The organism is Methylobacillus rhizosphaerae (assembly GCF_900187985.1).
GTDB lineage: Bacteria > Pseudomonadota > Gammaproteobacteria > Burkholderiales > Methylophilaceae > Methylobacillus > Methylobacillus rhizosphaerae.
The window spans coordinates 43,870-62,330 of the sequence record NZ_FZOA01000006.1 but is presented as its reverse complement, the minus strand read 5'-3'; the positions used below and the strand labels follow the sequence as shown (position 1 = coordinate 62,330).

Below are 18,461 nucleotides of genomic sequence, written 5' to 3'. Positions count from 1 at the left end.
TATAATGGTGTATTGGGAAGCTGGAGTGAGTAGCGCGTGCTGAAAACATTTGTATTGTTTGTTGTGACAGCCTTGGCTGAGATTATTGGTTGTTATTTGCCTTATCTCTGGCTGAAGAAAGGCGGTTCTATCCTGCTTTTGTTGCCGGCTGCCGTCAGCCTCGCGGCGTTTGCCTGGTTGTTGAGTCTGCACCCTACAGCGGCAGGGCGTGTATATGCGGCTTATGGAGGCGTATATATTGCGGTTGCACTGGGATGGTTATGGCTGGTGGATGGTATCAGACCTACACACTGGGATGTGATTGGCGTGATCGTGGCCTTGGTGGGCATGGCCATCATCATGTTTGCACCACGTTAACGAAAGTGCATGCGTGGTGCCAGACTTGCTGCCGGAACCAATGCTAGTGAGTGTTTGCTTCAGTTGGTCGGCGAACCAGACGGCTCTGTGGAAAGGCCGCCGTGAATGTGCTGCCCTTGCCAATTTCTGATGTGATTACCAACCTTCCCTGATGGCGGGTGAGGATGTGCTTGACAATCGACAAGCCCAGGCCGGTGCCTCCAGTCTCGCGGGAGCGGCTGCGATCCACGCGGTAGAATCGCTCTGTCAGGCGGTCAATATGTTCCACCCCTATACCTATCCCGGTGTCTTGCACGCTGAACAGGACTTCTGTGCCACGTGTATATAGTTTCAGCTGGATTTTTCCGTGTTCCGGGGTATAGCGCACCGCATTGCTGACCAGGTTGCTGAATGCGCTGTGCAATTCTTCAGCAGTGCCTTTGAGGTACAGGCCGGGCTCTATGGATTCTATTGTTATGTCATGCTTGCCATGGCTCAGGCTGATGCCTTCATGCAATAACATATTCATCAGGGTGTCCAGCTCGATTTCGCTTTCCTGGGGGGATGCCAAGCTGTTTTCCAGTTGCGATAAGGTGAGCAGATCTTCGATCAGGCGACGCATGCGGCCGGTTTGTTCCTGCATCATGGCGAAGTAAGTGCGGGTACTTTCCGGCACAGCGCCTTCCATATCGATCAAGGTTTCCAGGAAGCCGCCAACAACCGTCAGTGGCGTGCGCAATTCATGCGAGACGTTGGCGATAAAGTCACGTCGCATGGTTTCCAGTTTTTCCATCTGGCTGATATCACGCGAAATCAGGAGTTTCTGGTTTGAGCCAAATGGTACCAGCTGAATTTCCAGGGTCACTCCGCTGGCATGCCAGGATTTGAGCTTGAGAGGTTCACTATAGTCCTGACGTTGCAGGTATTGGATGAAATCACTCAGCCGTACTAGGTAGGTAATGGGCTGGCCTGTATCGTGGCTGAGGGACAAGCCGAGTTGTTCTTCTGCTGTCGGGTTGCACCACTCAATCTGGTCGCTGCCATTGAGCAGGACCACACCATCAGGCAGGGCGCTTGCTGCGTGGCGGAAGCGGTCAAGGGCCGAACTGATTTGTGCCTGGCTGCGGCTGTTGCGGCGCTTTGCGTAATAGATGGCAGAAAATACCTCTTCCCAGACTCCGCTGCCTACCGGCATGGTGCTGAGTTCTGGTTTCTTGAACCACTTCAGGAGGGTATGCAGCCAGTACAAATGGCTGCCCAGGTAAAGCAGCAGCATGGTGCAAAAGCTTAATAACGCCGTGATGACGTCAGTGGCAGCCCATATAATGAGGCTTGTGAATATTGCGGCCAAACCCAGCCACAAGAGTTTCCAACGGATATCTAGCACAACATGCTTCTTGTCTGTAGGCAGGCGCTTATTATGATCTACTGCGCAGAGAAACGATAGCCGACACCACGTACGGTTTGGATGAAATCTTCATGACCGGATTCGGAAAGTGCACGACGCAGGCGGCGGATATGGACATCCACAGTGCGGTCTTCCACAAATACCCGATCTCCCCAGACACGGTCCAGTACCTGAGTGCGGGAGTGTACGCGTTCGGGATTCGACATCAAATAATGCAACAGACGGAATTCTGTGGGACCCAATTCCAGCGTCTGGCCATTTCCCGAAACACGATGTGTGACCGGGTCCAGGCGCAAACCACCGGTTTCAATCGGGTCATCCGTCATTTGCGGTGAGCGGCGGCGCAGCACAGCCTTGATCCGGGCATTGAGTTCGCGCGGGCTGAACGGTTTTGTGACAAAGTCATCTGCCCCGACTTCCAGGCCCCGAACCTTGTCCGATTCCTCGCCTCGGGCAGTCAGCATGATGATGGGGATGGCTTTGGTCAGCTCATCTCCCTTGAGCTTGCGTGCAAACTCGATACCGGACATGCCTGGCAACATCCAATCGAGCAGGATAAGGTCAGGCAGGGTTTCGCGGATCAGCATCTGTGCCTGTTCGACACTCAAGGCGCGGATAGGGTTGTGGCCAGCCTGTGTCAGGTTGAGCGCAAGCAATTCCTGAATGGCTGGTTCATCTTCTATTACCAGAATATTCGCTGGCATGTCAGTTTTCCTCACTGGTTGAATAATGAGCAATATATGACGCTAATATGACAGATTGATGAACATGATCCAAGATATGTGAAATACGGAAATGAAATGCGCAGTCTGTAATTCTAGTTTGCTACACTACTGGCTGAAAAAATAATAATGACAGGGAATGTATATTCATGAAGATACTGCGCGTTTTTGTGCTGAGTGTATTAGTGCTTACCAGTTTGCATGGTGGGTCATTGTACAGTCAGGAAACTTCCGCAGGACGTGTGAAATCATTCACTCCTCAAGGGGAAAGCAAGCAGGTGCGCCAGGTGGTTGCACGGTTCTCGGCACCGATGGTGGCATTTGGCGACCCCCGTCTCGAATCTCCGTTTGACGTGCAATGCGCTGCCCCGGGCAGGGGACATTGGGTTGATGCAAGCAGCTGGGTTTACGATTTTGATGCAGACTTGCCTGCAGGCCTGACATGTCGGTTTACTACCAAGCCTGGTTTCAAAAGCCTGAATGCGGAAGGGCTGGAGCAGAAGCAATTTTCTTTTTCCACGGGCGGCCCTGCGGTAATGAGTTCATGGCCGGAAGAGGGCATGGAAAATATTGATGAGGAGCAGATATTCCTGCTGGGGCTGGATGCGCCTGCAGATATTGCATCCATCAAGCAGCATGCGGCTTGCCGTATTACCGGTATTGGTGATCGCATCCCGCTGGAAATCATTGAGGGCAGCAAGCGGGAAAAAATTCTGGCTGAGCAGCGGCAGCGAGCCAGTCATTTTTTCCGGGTATTGACGGAGCATGCGCGAACCGGTGTGCTGGAAGTAAAGGATGGCCGACTGAAGGATGCGCCGGTTGTGGTTGCCAAGTGTGGTCGCAGGTTGCCGGCAGGCAGCGAAGTGAGCCTGTTATGGGAAAAAGGCATTGCTTCTGTCAGCGGTCTTGCAAGCTCTGCGGATCAGGTACTGCATTTTGCAGTGCGCCCTGCATTTACTGCGCGCACCATTTGTACACGTATCAATCCCAATGCCGGGTGCGTGCCCGTATCCCCCGTCACTGTGCAATTCTCTGCGCCAGTAGCGCGGGAATTGGCACAGAAAATTCTGCTGCGTACCGAGGATGGCAAGACCATGCCGCCTCAGCTAGATGAAGAGGACGGCAAGACGGTGGAGTCAGTTGTATTTGCCGGGCCTTTCAATGCCAGGAGTGAGGTCTTGATCACACTGCCTGCAAAGTTCAGGGACGATGCGGATCGCGAGCTGGAGAACGCGACCTTATTCCCGTTGAAAATCCGGATTGATGATGACCCGCCATTGATCAAGTTTTCTTCCCGTTTTGGCATCCTGGAGAGTCATGCGCAGCCAGCATTGCCTGTCAGTGTACGCAATATTGCATCCGTGGCGCCGGGGCAGGGGCAACTCGTTCAACCACAGGCTGCTCATGGTGTGATGGCAAGGCTGGATACGGATGATGATGCCGTATTGGCGGACTGGTTCCGACGCGTGACACGGCATCCAGCTTACGAAGAGGGCGGGGCGGCTGATCGCTTCCTCAAGCAGCACGAGCGTTATCCGCGTGAAGGCGAACTGCCTTTACTCATGGGGCAGGATAATCCTTCGGAATTACAGATGGCACCCTTGAGCCTGCCGGCAGTACATGGAAAAGCGCTGGAGCTGATCGGCATTCCCCTGAAAAAGCCAGGCTACTACATGGTTGAATTTGCCAGTGAGCGTTTGGGTGCTGCCCTGCATGCAGAGCAAAAACCATATTACGTTTCCTCGAGTGCACTGGTGACCAATATGGCGGTGCACCTGAAGCATGGACGTGAGTCTTCACTTGTCTGGGTAACAAGCCTGGATAATGCCCATCCAGTCAAAGGAGCGAAAATCCGGGTGTCCACCTGTAATGGAAAAGCGTTATGGGAAGGCAGGACAGACAATGCCGGGATGGCGCATATAGACACTGAACTGGACGAGGGAGAGGGCTATGCCTCTTCGTGCTATGGCTTGCTGGTCACTGCGCGTAAAGGGGATGACATGTCCTTTACACTTTCCAGCTGGGATCAGGGCATCAGTCCCTGGCAGTTCAATCTCGGTGGCGGAGCAACTGCTTCGGAAATGATGGCACATACTGTGTTTGACCGTCCATTGTTCCGTGCGGATGAAACCGTCTCCATGAAGCATTTTGTACGGGTGCCGACCGGCAAGGGGTTCAGCTTGCCTGATCAGCTGCCGAAAACCGTGACCGTAACGCACGATGGCAGCGGTGAACAATATGAGGTGCCGGTGCAATGGTCGGCAACGGCTGGAATTTCCAGCTGGAAAATTCCCAAAGAAGCCAAACTGGGAACCTATTCAGTGAGCCTGATGGTGAAACCTTACCTGCTCGATGCAGGTTCTTTCCGCGTGGAGCAATATCGTGTGCCGTTGATGCAGGCTGTGCTGAAGGCGCCAGAGCGCCCCTTGATTAACGGGCGCGAGCTTGCGATTGATGCACAGCTCAATTATCTGGCCGGTGGAGCGGCAGCAGGAGCTCAGGTGAAGTTCCGCAGCCGATTGGTGCGCCATGATTTATCGTTCTCCGGATATGATGATTTTAGTTTTGGTGGAAGTACACCGAAAGAAGGTATTGAGGCAGTTCAGCCTTATTCCTATGATCCGGAAGATGATGAATTGGAATCAGGTGATGAAACTGACCAGGCCATGGGGTATCCCGTGCGGACTGTCAGTATGGTGCTGGATGCGGATGGAGGTGCTCGGGTTGCGTTTGACAATATCCCGAAGGTCGAGGAACCGCGGGCTTTGGAAGTGGAAATGGAGTATTCCGACCCGAATGGACAGATACTGAATGCTTCCACGCGCGCGCTGGTGCTGCCCTCTGCACTGGCCCTGGGGATCAAGCATGAAGGTGGCATTGCGACCAAGGATAATTTGTCATTCAAGGTAGTGGCGTTGGATAGCAGCGGAAAAGCCGTTGCCAACCGTAAAGTGGATGTTGAGGCATATTCCCGCAAGACATTTGCCTATCGTAAGCGCATGCTGGGTGGTTTTTATGCATATGAGCAGACGGCAGAAGTGAAGCGCATCGGCTCTGTGTGCCGTGGCAAGACGGATGTATATGGACTCCTGCAATGCCGTGGCGCAGCCCCGGATTCAGGTGAGCTGATTCTGCTGGCAAGGGCCAGCGATGAACAGGGTAATACTGCAATTGCCAGTAGCGAATTCTATGTGTCTGATGATGAGCACTGGTTTGACGCATCACAAAGTGATCGTATCGATGTGCTGGCGGACAAGCATGACTATATGCCGGGAGATACAGCCCGTTTTGAAGTGCGCATGCCTTTCCGCGAGGCAACAGCGCTGGTGACGGTGGAGCGTGAAGGCATACTGGATTCGTTTGTTGTGCCTGTGTCGGCCAAGTCACCTTTTGTGGAAGTACCTATTGCCGAGAACTACGGTCCCAACGCCTATGTATCTGTCATGGTGGTGCGAGGCAGGATAGACCCTGAAGCACCGGGCCCCTTTGCCTGGCTTAAGCGCATGGTATACCAGGTAGGCAAATTGCTTGGTATCGTCAAGCAGCTTCCGAAGGAAATTGTAGATACACGGCCAACTGCACTTGTGGATTTGACGAAACCTGCATTCAAACTGGGCATTACCCAGATTCGCGTTGGCAGGCAGGCATACGAGCTCAAGGTTCAGGTAGAGCCGGAACATCGCACCTATCACCCACGTGACAAGGCCAGGGTGAAGGTGACAGTGCAGGATTCTTCGGGCAAGCCAGCGGCAAATGCAGAAGTGGCATTGGCGGCGGTTGACGAAGGCCTGTTGCAGCTGGCCCGCCCTGCATCATGGGACTTGCTGGATGCCATGATGCAGCGCCGGTCCATTGAAGTGCATACCGCCACAGCCCAGTCTCAGGTCATAGGTAAACGGCACTTCGGTAAAAAGGCGGCAGCCCCGGGTGGTGGTGGCGGGCAAGGGGCCAATGCGCGTGAGTTGTTTGATACGCTGTTGCTCTGGAAACCGACAGTCATGCTGGATCAGCATGGGCAGGCTATCCTGGAAGTGCCGCTCAATGATGCGCTGACGACGTTCCGTATTGCAGCCATCGCCCATGCGGGAGCTGCGCAATTCGGGAGCGCAACGGCCACAATCAGTAGCTCACAGGACGTGATGCTGTTTGCAGGCCTGCCACCTTTCGTGCGGGAAGGTGACCAATTCAGCGCCATGGTGACAGTACGCAATGGAGGCACCCGGCCTTTGACGCTTGATGTGACGGCGGATGCCGGGCTGCAGCCTGCGGAGACACGGCAGGTCAGCCTGCTGGCAGGAGAGGGGGCAACGGTTGCCTTCCCATTCAGGGTGCCTGTGGATACCAGGCAGCTGGACTGGAAGATCAGTGCAAAAGAAGCTGGGCAAGGTGCTGCGCAGGATGTGCTGCATGTGAGCCAGGCAGTGGGGGCGGCTTACCCGGTGCGAGTCTATCAGCACACGATGGAACAACTGGAGCCGGGCAGGGATTGGTCATTCCCGGTACAGAAACCGACAGGAGCATTACCCGGGCGCGGCGGCCTTGATATCCGCATGAACAAGTCGTTGGTCGGCGACCTGGGGGCAGTGCGTGAATGGGTAACGCGTTATCCCTATATTTCCATTGAACAGCGGGCTTCGGTCGCAGTCGTGCTTGAAAACGAGACTCGGTGGAACACGGTGATGAACAGCCTGACCCGGCATCTGGACCGTGACGGTCTGGTGAAGCACTTTCCCATGGAGTGGTTGCAGGGAGATGACAGCCTAACAGCTTACCTGCTGGCAATTGCTGATGAGACGGAATACCAGATTCCTGATACTGCCCGTGAACGCATGCTCAAGGGGTTGGAGGATTTTGTGTCAGGGCGGATACACCGCTATGGCAGATTGCAGGCGGCAGACCTGGTCATGCGCAAGCTGGCCGCGATCGATGCGTTGGCGCGGTATGGGCGTACCACGCCAGGCATGTTGACCACACTGGAGATCACACCTGATCTCTGGCCCAGTTCTGGCGTCATCGACTGGGCATCCCTGCTGACTCGTATGCAGGATGTTCCGGGACGGAAACAGAAGCTGGAGCAGGCATTGCAGATATTACGCTCCCGCTTGATGTTCTCGGGCAGTACGATGAGCTTCTCTACCGAGAAGCAGGATTATCTCTGGTGGCTGATGGTGTCGCCAGATGTGAATGCCGTGCGCGCGTTGCGCCTGCTGCTGGACGATGCTGAATTTTCTGCGGCAGACGCAGGACGCCTGGCACGGGGGGCGCTCGGTCGTCAGCTGGGCGGGCATTGGCAGACCACGCTTGCCAATGCATGGGGCGTGGTGGCGTTACGGCATTTCCGTGAGCGTTATGAGCGTGATGCTGTGCAGGGAACAACCAGGGTGGCATTGGGCGAACAGGCAATCTCACTGGACTGGGAGCATGCCAGGGCGAAACAGCATCTTGACCCCGTTGCAGGCACTGCGCCAGGGGCCGGCCTGGAAACTCACCTTGCATGGCCGGACACCTCGCAAGTGTTGTCTTTGCATCACGCCGGCAGCGGTAAGCCATGGGCGTTTGTAACATCAAAGGCGGCATTGCCGCTGGAGAAGCCACTGTTCGCAGGATATGGTATCCGCCGCACCGTGACAGCAGTAGAACAGAAAACTTCCGGTGTCTGGCAACGGGGAGATAGCTATCGTGTCAGGTTGGAGATTGATGCGCAAACAGACATGACCTGGGTCGTCGTGAATGATCCGGTGCCTGCAGGAGCAACGATATTGGGAAGTGGGCTGGGTGGTGACTCCGGCCAGCTGACTGCCAGTGAGAAGCAGACGGGTTGGCAGCGTCCGGCATTCGAGGAGCGTGCTGTTGATGCTTTCCGTGCTTATTATGCCTATGTACCCAAAGGCAAGTTCAGTACTGAATATACCGTGCGCTTGAACAATGCCGGGCATTTCGAGATGCCCGCAACTCGGGTGGAAGCGATATACGCCCCTGAAATATTCGGGGAGCTTCCTGTTGCCAAAATGGAAGTCAAGGCTGAGTGAAATACAGGTACTGGCTGACCGCTGCGGTGGTGGCAGCGATCATCATGGGTGGCATTGCAGTGGTCAGTGTGCCAGTGCCATCGTTTGAATCGGTCAAGTCTGCACCTGCAAGTTCCGAAGCCATATTGCTGGACAGGCATGGTGTTGTGCTTGAACGCATGCGCCTGGACAAGACACGCAGGATGTTGGCGTGGGTAACGCTGGAGGAAGTTTCTCCTGCATTCCAGCAAGCCATACTGGCCGCTGAAGACAAGCGTTTTTACTATCACGTGGGAGTGGATCCGCTGGCAGTAATTTCTGCTACGCTGGAGAATATCCGGCGGCCGCGTGCGCGAGGTGCCAGCACGATTACCATGCAGCTTGCCAAGTTACTGCAGGCACCAGCCAGGCAGAATACCTGGCTGGAAAAGTTTGCTCAGGTGCGTTCTGCCTTGGCGCTGGAATTACACTGGAGCAAACGGCAGATACTGGAGGCATACCTGAATCGCGTACCTTTCCGGTATGATCTGGTCGGAGTGGATGCTGCCGCCAGGGGACTGCTGGCAAAAGGTCCGGGCGGACTCAATCAGGCAGATGCCGCCGTGCTTGCCTCCTTGGTACGGGCACCCGGCGCATCACGTTCCACCGTGGCCAGACGCGCGTGCGCGACGCTACAGGCGGCCAGCAAGCGCGCGCGTGGAGAAAACGAAGCGCTATCCTGTGAGTCCACCGCATTGCTTGCCTCCATGTTGCCTGCGCGGCCATTGCCAATTGCTGGTGTGGATGATGCGCCACACCTTGCCAGGCGCCTGTTGCAGAAACCCGGGGAGCAATTGCGGGTTGCTGTGGATGCTGGTTTGCAGCATTTCGTCATTGATGTGCTACGGACGCATCTGAGCCAGCTGACGGAGCAGAATGTTGAGGATGGCGCTGTTTTGGTGCTCGACAACAAGACAGGGGAAGTGCTGGCTTATGTTGGTTCCAGCGGGGATTTTTCCGGGGCGCCAGAAGTGGATGGCGTAGTTGCCTTGCGGCAGCCGGGTTCCACGCTCAAGCCTTTTCTCTATGCCGCGGCCATGGATCAGGGCTGGTTGAATGCCAGTTCCGTGCTGGATGATTCGCCATTGGCATTGACGACGCCTTCTGGTCTTTATATTCCCCAGGATTATGACAGACATTTTCGTGGCGCAGTCAGTGTGCGTACTGCGCTGGGGTCATCACTTAATGTGCCAGCGGTCCGGACGTTGACGCTGGTTGGCGTAGACCGCTTCCTGAATGTATTGCGGCAATTTGGGTTGGTCAGTCTTGGCAAGGAAGCCGATTACTATGGCTTTGGCCTCGCTCTGGGGGCTGGCGAGACCTCGCTGATGCAATTGACCAATGCTTACCGTGCGTTGGCAAACCGCGGACGATGGTCACCGGCACGATTCCTCCTTGAACAAGATAGCGGACAGGATGTAGTGACAGATCGTGAGCCAGTCCAGGTATTAAGCGAACAGGCCAGCTTCATTATCGCAGATATCCTGGCTGATCCTGCGGCGCGAGTGCTCACCTTTGGTCTGGCCAGCCCTTTATCCACCCATACCTGGGCAGCTGTGAAAACGGGTACCAGCAAAGGTATGCGCGATAACTGGGCGGTGGGATTCACCGATCGATATACGGTGGGGGTCTGGGTGGGAAATTTCTCCGGGGAACCCATGTGGGATGTATCAGGGGTGACGGGTGCAGCGCCGGTCTGGCGCGATGTGGTTCAATATCTGCATCAGGATATTCCTGCCCAGGCACCGTTGCCGCCTGCAGGTGTGCTGCAACAGCAGATCAGTTATCAGCCCGCGATTGAATCTGCGCGACATGACTGGGTGATTGTGCATGCCGATGATCAACCACCGGCTGATGTTGTCATCAAGGTGACGCCATCTTCTCCCATGCTGATTGCACCGCCGGACTCGGCGGTGATTGCGCCTGACCCTGATATACCCCAGCAACGCCAGGCATTGATGCTGCAATCAAGTGGAGCAGGCAAGACCTGCATGCTGCTGGATGATCGTCCTGTCTCTGCCTGCGGAAAGACCCGGGTTCTGGTGCCCTTGCCATTGCCAGGCCATCATGTCCTGACATTGAAGGATGAAAGCGGGAAAGTATTGGATAAGCATCAGTTTGAAGTCCGCGCTATGTATGTTCCGTAGCATCATGTGCCGGAATTCCTGTCTAATTCTTGAATCATATTGCATTACGTATTGCGGATTGATTCAATTTATATGATGATTTGTAACAAAATATTTCATATTGATCCAGTCGGGTGGAGAGGTTTGTATGGCAGGTTTTTTTTCCAGGGAACGCATTGTTGCGGGAGCGGGGTATAACCGCTGGCTGATGCCACCAGCTGCGTTGGCGGTGCAACTTTCTATCGGCATGGCCTATGGTTTTAGTGTGTTCTGGCTGCCCTTATCCAAGGCATTGGGGATTTCCGAACCAATTGCCTGCGGGGAAGATGTTAGTTTCTGGATGCGGGCAATCACTACCACCTGTGACTGGAAAGTCAGTGACCTAGGTTGGATATTCACCCTGTTTTTTGTATTTCTGGGATGTTCTGCTGCCATATTCGGACATTGGCTGGAGCATGCCGGGCCGCGCAAAGCCGGTGCAGTTGCCGCCGTCTGCTGGGGTGGTGGCCTGCTGATTTCAGCCATCGGTGTTTATACCCATCAATTATGGCTGATGTGGCTGGGTTCAGGCGTGATTGGCGGTATCGGGTTGGGGCTGGGCTATATCTCGCCGGTTTCAACCCTGATCAAGTGGTTCCCTGACAAGCGCGGCCTGGCGACCGGCATGGCAATCATGGGGTTTGGTGGTGGTGCCATGATAGGTGCGCCGTTGGCTGATACGCTGATGAATTATTTTGCCAGTGAACATGCAATTGGCGTATGGCAAACCTTTGCCACCATGGGGGTGTTGTATTTCATCGTCATGATGATTGGATCTTTGGGATATCGTGTTCCCGCGCATGACTGGAAGCCGGAAGGCTGGACCCCACCTGCCAGTAACGGCAAGAAAGCCATGATTACCCAGCATCATGTGCATGTGAACGAGGCACACAAGACGCCGCAATTCTGGCTGCTGTGGTGGGTGCTTTGCTTCAATGTCAGCGCCGGTATCGGAGTGATCGGCATGGCTTCTCCCATGCTGCAGGAGGTCTTTGGTGGCGCGCTGATTGATGTGCCGCTCAAGCTCGCCGAGCTGAGTAGTGACCAGAAGCTGCAAGTGGCGGCCATTGGCGCTGGGTTCGCCGGGCTGTTGTCGTTCTTCAATATTCTGGGGCGCATAGGCTGGGCATCCTGCTCGGATTTTCTCGGGCGCAAACTGACTTATATCATTTTTTTCGCCCTGGGTTTTGTCCTGTATGTCTTGTCGCCTTGGGCAGGCAATATAGGTAGTGTGGCCATCTTCGCTGGTGTGTTTTGCATCATCCTCAGCATGTATGGCGGTGGTTTCTCCACGATCCCGGCCTATCTGGCGGATGTGTTCGGCACCCAGCATGTGGGCGCCATCCATGGGCGGATACTGACTGCCTGGGCCACGGCAGGCGTGCTGGGGCCAGTGATCGTGAACTACTTGCGAGACTACCAGCTTGATCAGGGAGTGCCAGCCGATCATGCCTATAGCATCATCATGTATGTGCTGGCAGCCCTGTTGCTGGCCGGGTTGGTATGCAACCTCCTGGTGCGCCCGGTAGCGGAAAAACATTACATGACTGCAGCACAACTTGCGGCAGAGAAACAGGCTTCGCATGAGCAGGCACAGAAAGGCATGCAGGCGCTTCCGCACAAGAGTAGCGCTGTGCTGACCGCCGTGGTCTGGATCGCCGTAGGTATCCCGATCAGCTATGGCATCTGGAATACCCTGCAAAAAGCCGTGATCCTGTTTCATTGAAAATAGCCGGGATGGATATGACGCATCGTTGCGCCTGGGCTAAGCGTGAACTGGATATTGCCTATCATGATGCGGAGTGGGGCGTGCCTGTGCATGATGACAGGCGCTTGTTCGAGTTCCTGGTGCTGGAAGGCGCGCAGGCAGGATTGAGCTGGAGTACGGTGCTGAAGAAACGCGAGCATTACCGCGAGGTGTTTGACCAGTTCGAGATTGCGCGTGTTGCCGCATATGATGCGGAGAAGGTGGCTGCCTTGCTTGCCGATCCGGGTATCATCCGCAACCGGCTCAAGGTGCAGGCTGCAATTAATAATGCCCGCGCCGCGTTGGATGTACAGGCTAAATATGGCAGCTTGGATGCGTTTCTCTGGCAGTTTGTGCAGGGGAAGCCCCAGATCAATTATTGGCGCAATATGGCAGATGTGCCTGCCAGCACTGCAGTTTCCGAGTACATGTCCAAGGTCTTGCAGCAGCATGGTTTCAAGTTTGTTGGTTCCACGATCTGCTATGCCTTCATGCAGGCCACGGGCATGGTGAATGACCATATACTGGATTGTTTCCGTCATGCAGAACTGCTGACCACCTAGACGAACGTGGTAAAATGACAGGATTCCCAGTTATTCACTGGACTAACCCAATAACGTAGCGTGGCTACGTCTGGAACCGGACCATTATCATGAAGAAAATCGCGGTAGATTTGAACGGCAAGGATTTGCGCATCGGTATTGTGCTGTCCCGTTTCAACAGCAATATTGGCGAAGGCTTACTGCAAGCTTGTGTAGCCCAATTGCAAAAACTTGGCGTGGCGGATGATGATATCACGCTGGCAACTGTGCCAGGCGCACTGGAAACCCCTGCAATTCTGCTGCAAATGGCAGACAGTGACCAATTTGACGGCCTGATCGCGCTGGGTGCCATTATTCGTGGTGAAACCTATCATTTCGAGGTGGTTTCCAACGAGTCTGCTCGTGGTATTTCGGATGTGCAGCTGAGCACAGGCATTCCTGTTGCCAATGCCATCCTGACGACTGAAAACGACGAACAGGCTGAGGCCCGCATGGCAATCAAGGGAGCAGAAGCTGCTGATGTCGTGATCGAGATGATCAATCTGCTGAAACAGTTATGAGCGATCACGAAAAGAAGCCTGTCGAAGCAGGTAAGGGTAAGCCGGTCAATCCGGGGCGCAGCCGTCGCAAATCGCGTGAGTTGGTGCTCAAGGGGATTTACCTCGGCTTGATGAATCAGAAAGACGTGAAGGTTATCATTCGGGAGCTGGCCGATGATCCTGATTTTGACCGGGCGGACTATGAATATTTCCGTCAGTTGCTTGAAGGGGTAGCAGAGAATATCGATGAGCTTGATGCCCGGCTGGTGGGATCGCTGGATCGCCAGTTATCTGAACTGAGTCCGATTGAACATGCCATCCTTTGTATCGCAGCTTATGAGCTGATCCATGATGTCAGCATTCCTTATCGCGTTGCGATCAATGAAGGGGTGGAACTGGCAAAGCTGTATGGCGGTACTGATGGACACAAATATGTGAACGGGGTACTGGACAAGGTTGCAGCAGAAGCACGGCCAGACGAATTTTCCCGCGGCAGAGGAAGGTAGTAAGTGCTTACATGCTAAATGCCAATAGCCAGCGTTCCAGCTGGCTATTTTTTTGCCAGGGCTTAAAGCCCGTTATGGTGCTGTGAGCAAGTGATTGCGTAAGCCATGCTGGTCGGCGACCAGGCAACTTCCCTGTTCATACCAGTCTCCCAATACCCAGCGTTTTATTCTGTGGTTATCCACATTCAGTTCATGCAGTGCCGGCCTGTGAGTATGGCCGTGAATGAGAACATCAGGATAGTCGAATTCCCTGAGCAAGGCGGCAACGGCCTGTGCATTGACATCCATAATATCTTCCTGCTTGCCAGATTTTTCCTGCTCGCTACGCTGGCGTAATGCTTCAATCTGCGCTTTGCGGGAAGCCAGTGGTTGCTGGAGAAACGCCTGCTGCCAGGCAGGGGAGCGGACTTGCAGGCGGAACTCCTGATAGGCCACGTCATCTGTACATAATGCATCGCCATGGCTGAGCAGGATACGCTGGCCATAGAGTTCAATCAGGGTTGGGTCATGCAACAAGGTGGCGCCTGCCGCCTGGACAAAGGCATCCCCAATCAGGAAATCCCTATTGCCGTGCATGAAATAGATGCGTGTGCCATGGCCCGCCAATTGGCGCATGGCATGGATGATGGTGTGGTGATGCGCCAGGTCATCATCACCAGCCCAGTATTCAAAAAAATCGCCCAGGATAAAGAGCGCCTCGGCATGGATTGCTTGCTGCTGCAGGAATTGAAGGAACTGGGTAGTGATGCCAGGCCTGGAGTCGCACAGATGCAGGTCAGAGATGAACAGGCTATGCGGCGTGGTTTTCTGACCTGCTGATTCCATGAAGATATTGAACCCGGTTGAGATTAAACGAGTTCAGCGCGCTCGATGATGACAGGCTCTAGCGGTACATCCTGATGGCCATTTTTGCTGCCTGTCTTGACTTGCTTGATCTTGTCGATGACTTCAGCGCCTGCGGTGACTTTACCGAATACGGCATAACCCCAGCCTTGCGAAGTGGGAGCTGTGAAATTGAGGAAGTCGTTGTCCGCTACATTGATGAAAAACTGGCTGCTGGCAGAGTCTGGTGCCGGTGTACGTGCCATGGCAATGGTATAAGTCTTGTTCAGCAGGCCATTGTTGGCTTCGTTCTTGATGGCTTCCTTGGTTGGTTTCTGTTGCATGTCTGTTGTGAAACCGCCACCCTGAATCATGAAGCCGTTGATGACGCGATGGAAAATAGTATTGTCGTAAAACCCATCTTTGACATATTGAATGAAGTTGGCGCTGGTAATGGGGGCTTTTTCCTCATCCAGTTCCAGGGTGATGACACCGAAGTTTGTATGCAAGTTAATCAAGGTTTCTTTCCTTTGGTTGTTTTGGATGCTGGGGTTGTTTTTGTTGTTTTGGTCGTTTTAGCAGGGGCAGCTGTCTGCGCCAATTTTTTAGGCTGCTTGTAATCCAGGCGCTCGGCAACATTGATAGGCTGGTCAAGGATGGCCACGTGTTCGATCACGACTGGTTCCACAGGAACATTCAGGTGGGCCCCTACTGCTTTGGTCGGGCTTTTGCTGATCTTTTCAACCACATCTATGCCCTTGATGACTTTGCCAAATACACAATAGCCAATGTAGGCGGCTTCGGGTTTGTGAAAATTAAGGAACTTGTTGTCGGACAGGTTGATAAAAAACTGGGATGTTGCTGAATCGGGTGCGAAAGCACGCGCCATGGCGATAGAACCATATTCATTCTTAAGACCATTATTGGATTCATTTTCTATCGGGGAGAATGTGGATTTCTCTTGCATCTCCGCTGTCAGCCCACCACCCTGGATCATGAATCGGTCAACAGTGCGGTGGAATGTTGTGCCGGTATAGAAGTCACTGGTAACGTACTGGATGAAATTTTCGACTGTTTTTGGTGCTTTTTCCGGATATAGCTCAATAATGAAATTGCCGTGATTGGTCTGTACTTCAATTTGTGGTGGAGTACCTGCGGCCAGCGCAGACAGGCTGGAAACCAGTATCGCCAGTGAAAGAAATGGGGTTGATAAAGCACGAACTATTGCGCGCATCGAAATATCCTCCAATATTAAAGACTGTATCACGCGGATCCCTCATAAATGATTTGCCAGCGTTGGTTTTCCCATATCCAGTATTGCTGCTTTTTCATGCGGTTAGCCAGTACATTACTTCTGTAATCCTGGTCAAAAGTGACCTGAACCATGGGTTTTGTAGCGTTAGGATAACGGAACATACTCAGATTGGATAAATTAATCTGCACTTTTGATTTTGCCGCCTGGATGCGTCTCTTGTTTCGCGACCAGTTTTCCAGGTTGCCACTGTCACTGAAAAAATCCTTGGAGTAGTGGGCAAGGTACTGTTCTGTATTCTGTGTTTCCCAGTCATGACGCCATTGTTCCAGCGAGGCATCCAATGATTTCTGTTTTTTCCTGGCCTCTTCCACAGATATCCACTGCAATGTGTTGCTGATGATGACTGGGGTAGCCCCCTGCTGCAGTATCGGACCCAATGACCTCAGGTCTGCATTGGCCAGCACAACACAGCCATCACTGGCCTTGGGAGGACGGCTGTATACGTTCTGGGGTGTGCCATGCAGCCATATGCCATGTCCTTTCCTGCCCTGCTTTTGATCCAATGCATTGGGGTAATTGAGCGGGTAGGATGCTTCACCATAAAAATCAGGAAGTTTCCGGTCCAGTTTCTTGCTGGCAGTGTATACGCCAATCGGGGTGCGCTTGTCACCCTCAACAAATTTCTCGCTACCGTTCTTGCCCATGGTGATGTAGTAGTCCACCAGGTAATGCGGCTGGTTATTCCGGTTCTCGTATACATACAGCCTGGACTTGGACGTCTCGATCACGATGGCATAACGCTGGTCTGGCGCCATGCGCCATAATACATCAGGCAACTTGCCTTCATGCTGGGAGTCAAGATGCCGCTCTATGCGTACCCGGGCCTCGTCTTCGAAGTCTGTGAGCGCTGCGGTGTTGTCCTGACCTATCCTGGTGCGCTGCTGGGCGAAGGCCATCAGCAGGTCACCGCGCACCATATGGGCCAGGCGGAAATTGGGGACGGCTTTGACGAGTTGGTCGATGATCGACAGGGCTTCACGCAGGCGGCCTTCATTGATCTCAAGCAGGCTTTGCACCAGCAGGCGTTCTGCCTGGTTGCTGCTGAATGCAGACAAGCCGTTGCCAGGAATGATGCTGGTCTTGTCTGCCGTAGCATTCCATGGAAGCAGGCAACAGCCCAACAGCAATCCGCCAGAGAATAGCTTGATGAAGCTTTTTAGCATAACTTGAACATGCTTTACCGATTTGTTTCTTGCTGAATCAGCCAGCGTCCTTGTTGCTGCACAAGAACCAAGCGCTTGCCGGTGCGTTGGGTCAGGCGGCCAGCCTGGTAAAACTGCTGGAAACGCACCGTGGCAGTATGGGCGTTGTCCATGCTGACTTGGACATTGCTCAATTTTAACTCAATCTTGGCCGGCTTGTTGAGACGATCTTTCCGGGTTGCCTCCCAGCTGGAACGTGGTTCACCATTGGGAGTCTTGAAATCCTTGGCATAGCTGGCAAGGTACTGGGTGACATTCTTTCCGGCCCAGGCTTTTGCCCATGTATCGACGGCATCACGGATGGCTTGTTCACTACCTGCAGCCACGGTTTTTGGTGGTTCGGCAGGTTTTGCAACGGGTGCCGAAGGCTCTGTGGGCTTAACATTTTGTGCTTCGGCCGGTTTGCTTGCGGATACAGTTGGTGCCGTAGGCGTAGCAGGTTTGCTGGCTGGAAGTTCCACAGCTGGTTTTTCGGTTTCTACCGGTTTGGTTGGGGTGGCTTTTGGCGTAGTAACTGCCGGTGTGGCTGCAGCAACTTTGGCAGGAGGGGATGGCTCTGCGAGTGCCACATTGCTGGCTGCCTGGCCTGGGGATGGTAATAAGTCCTTGATCAGGGAAAGTTTGCTCTGGGCCCGGCTGTTGCTGGTGTCCAGCTGCAGTGCGCGACTATATGATTCAGACGCCATCCGAGCATAGATGTCGCCAAGATTTTCATGGGCAGTAGCATAGCTGGGGTGAGTGCGAATGGCCGCTTCCAAGGCAGCTTGGGCTTTGTCGTAATTTCCCTGGTAGGCATACAGTACAGCCAGATTGTTGTAAGGGGCTGGGAGTTGGGGATATTGTTCCGTAAGTTCCTTGAATACCTTGATGGCATCATCCTGTTTTTCCGACTCTGCCAGCAGCACGCCTTTCAGGAATAATGCCTTGGCGTCTTTGGGCTGTTTGCCAAGATAGCTGTTCAAGCGTTCCAGAGCCTGTGCCGTGTGGCCTTGTTCCGCAAGCTGGTTGATGTCATCGAATTCAGCAGACCAGCCTGAGAGCGGAAATAGGAGGGCACTTATCAGCAAACAACGGCCCAGCACGCGGGATACAGCCATATGGTATAATTCC

General features: G+C 53.9%; 14 protein-coding genes. 7 read left to right on the top strand and 7 right to left on the bottom strand.

What is annotated here, in order from left to right; translation table 11 throughout:
* Positions 1–36 precede the first annotated feature (36 nt).
* On the top strand, positions 37–357 hold the full coding sequence (locus tag CHB59_RS07775) for a YnfA family protein (RefSeq protein ID WP_089375678.1): 321 nt from the start codon (positions 37–39) through the stop codon (positions 355–357).
* Positions 358–400: 43 nt separating this feature from the next.
* On the opposite strand, the gene phoR is transcribed toward CHB59_RS07775, so the two are convergent.
* Positions 401–1,723, bottom strand: a complete 1,323-nt coding sequence (phoR, locus tag CHB59_RS07770) for a phosphate regulon sensor histidine kinase PhoR (protein ID WP_089375677.1) — start codon at positions 1,721–1,723, stop codon at positions 401–403.
* Between the two features lie 38 nt (positions 1,724–1,761).
* Positions 1,762–2,448, bottom strand: coding sequence for a phosphate regulon transcriptional regulator PhoB (phoB, locus tag CHB59_RS07765; protein WP_089375676.1), 687 nt, complete (start codon positions 2,446–2,448; stop codon positions 1,762–1,764).
* A gap of 167 nt (positions 2,449–2,615) precedes the next feature.
* Between phoB and CHB59_RS07760 the strand changes: the two genes are divergently transcribed.
* The 6 genes from CHB59_RS07760 (at position 2,616) to nusB (ending at position 14,012) form a co-directional block, all read left to right on the top strand.
* Positions 2,616–8,495 (top strand): alpha-2-macroglobulin family protein, encoded by a 5,880-nt coding sequence (locus CHB59_RS07760; protein ID WP_089375675.1) that lies wholly within the window; start codon positions 2,616–2,618, stop codon positions 8,493–8,495.
* Entirely contained in the window at positions 8,492–10,660 is a 2,169-nt protein-coding gene (gene pbpC / locus CHB59_RS07755) for a penicillin-binding protein 1C (RefSeq protein ID WP_245835094.1), read from the top strand. The genes CHB59_RS07760 and pbpC overlap by 4 nt, the downstream gene beginning before the upstream one ends.
* Positions 10,661–10,787: 127 nt before the next feature.
* Positions 10,788–12,404, top strand: coding sequence for an OFA family MFS transporter (locus tag CHB59_RS07750; protein ID WP_089375674.1), 1,617 nt, complete (start codon positions 10,788–10,790; stop codon positions 12,402–12,404).
* A gap of 17 nt (positions 12,405–12,421) precedes the next feature.
* On the top strand, positions 12,422–12,988 hold the full coding sequence (locus CHB59_RS07745; RefSeq protein WP_089375827.1) for a DNA-3-methyladenine glycosylase I: 567 nt from the start codon (positions 12,422–12,424) through the stop codon (positions 12,986–12,988).
* Between the two features lie 89 nt (positions 12,989–13,077).
* On the top strand, positions 13,078–13,527 hold the full coding sequence (gene ribH, locus CHB59_RS07740) for a 6,7-dimethyl-8-ribityllumazine synthase (RefSeq protein WP_089375673.1): 450 nt from the start codon (positions 13,078–13,080) through the stop codon (positions 13,525–13,527).
* A complete protein-coding gene (nusB, locus tag CHB59_RS07735; RefSeq protein WP_089375672.1) occupies positions 13,524–14,012 on the top strand; it encodes a transcription antitermination factor NusB in 489 nt (162 codons plus the stop codon). The genes ribH and nusB overlap by 4 nt, the downstream gene beginning before the upstream one ends.
* 72 nt (positions 14,013–14,084) lie before the next feature.
* Here the strand turns inward: nusB and CHB59_RS07730 are convergent, their stop codons facing one another.
* The 5 genes from CHB59_RS07730 to CHB59_RS07710 are packed head-to-tail and all read right to left on the bottom strand — an operon-like array spanning position 14,085 to position 18,448.
* Positions 14,085–14,837, bottom strand: coding sequence for a UDP-2,3-diacylglucosamine diphosphatase (locus CHB59_RS07730; RefSeq protein ID WP_089375671.1), 753 nt, complete (start codon positions 14,835–14,837; stop codon positions 14,085–14,087).
* A gap of 23 nt (positions 14,838–14,860) precedes the next feature.
* The gene (locus tag CHB59_RS07725; RefSeq protein ID WP_089375670.1) at positions 14,861–15,352 is read right to left on the bottom strand and encodes a peptidylprolyl isomerase; all 492 of its coding nucleotides are present in this window, start codon (positions 15,350–15,352) and stop codon (positions 14,861–14,863) included.
* Complete coding sequence (locus tag CHB59_RS07720) at positions 15,349–16,068, bottom strand: peptidylprolyl isomerase (RefSeq protein ID WP_089375669.1); 720 nt, start codon at positions 16,066–16,068, stop codon at positions 15,349–15,351. Before CHB59_RS07720 ends, CHB59_RS07725 begins: the two co-directional genes overlap by 4 nt.
* A 29-nt stretch (positions 16,069–16,097) precedes the next feature.
* Complete coding sequence (locus tag CHB59_RS07715; RefSeq protein ID WP_089375668.1) at positions 16,098–17,312, bottom strand: L,D-transpeptidase family protein; 1,215 nt, start codon at positions 17,310–17,312, stop codon at positions 16,098–16,100.
* Between the two features lie 14 nt (positions 17,313–17,326).
* The gene (locus CHB59_RS07710) at positions 17,327–18,448 is read right to left on the bottom strand and encodes a nuclear transport factor 2 family protein (RefSeq protein ID WP_089375667.1); all 1,122 of its coding nucleotides are present in this window, start codon (positions 18,446–18,448) and stop codon (positions 17,327–17,329) included.
* Between the last annotated feature and the right edge of the window lie 13 nt (positions 18,449–18,461).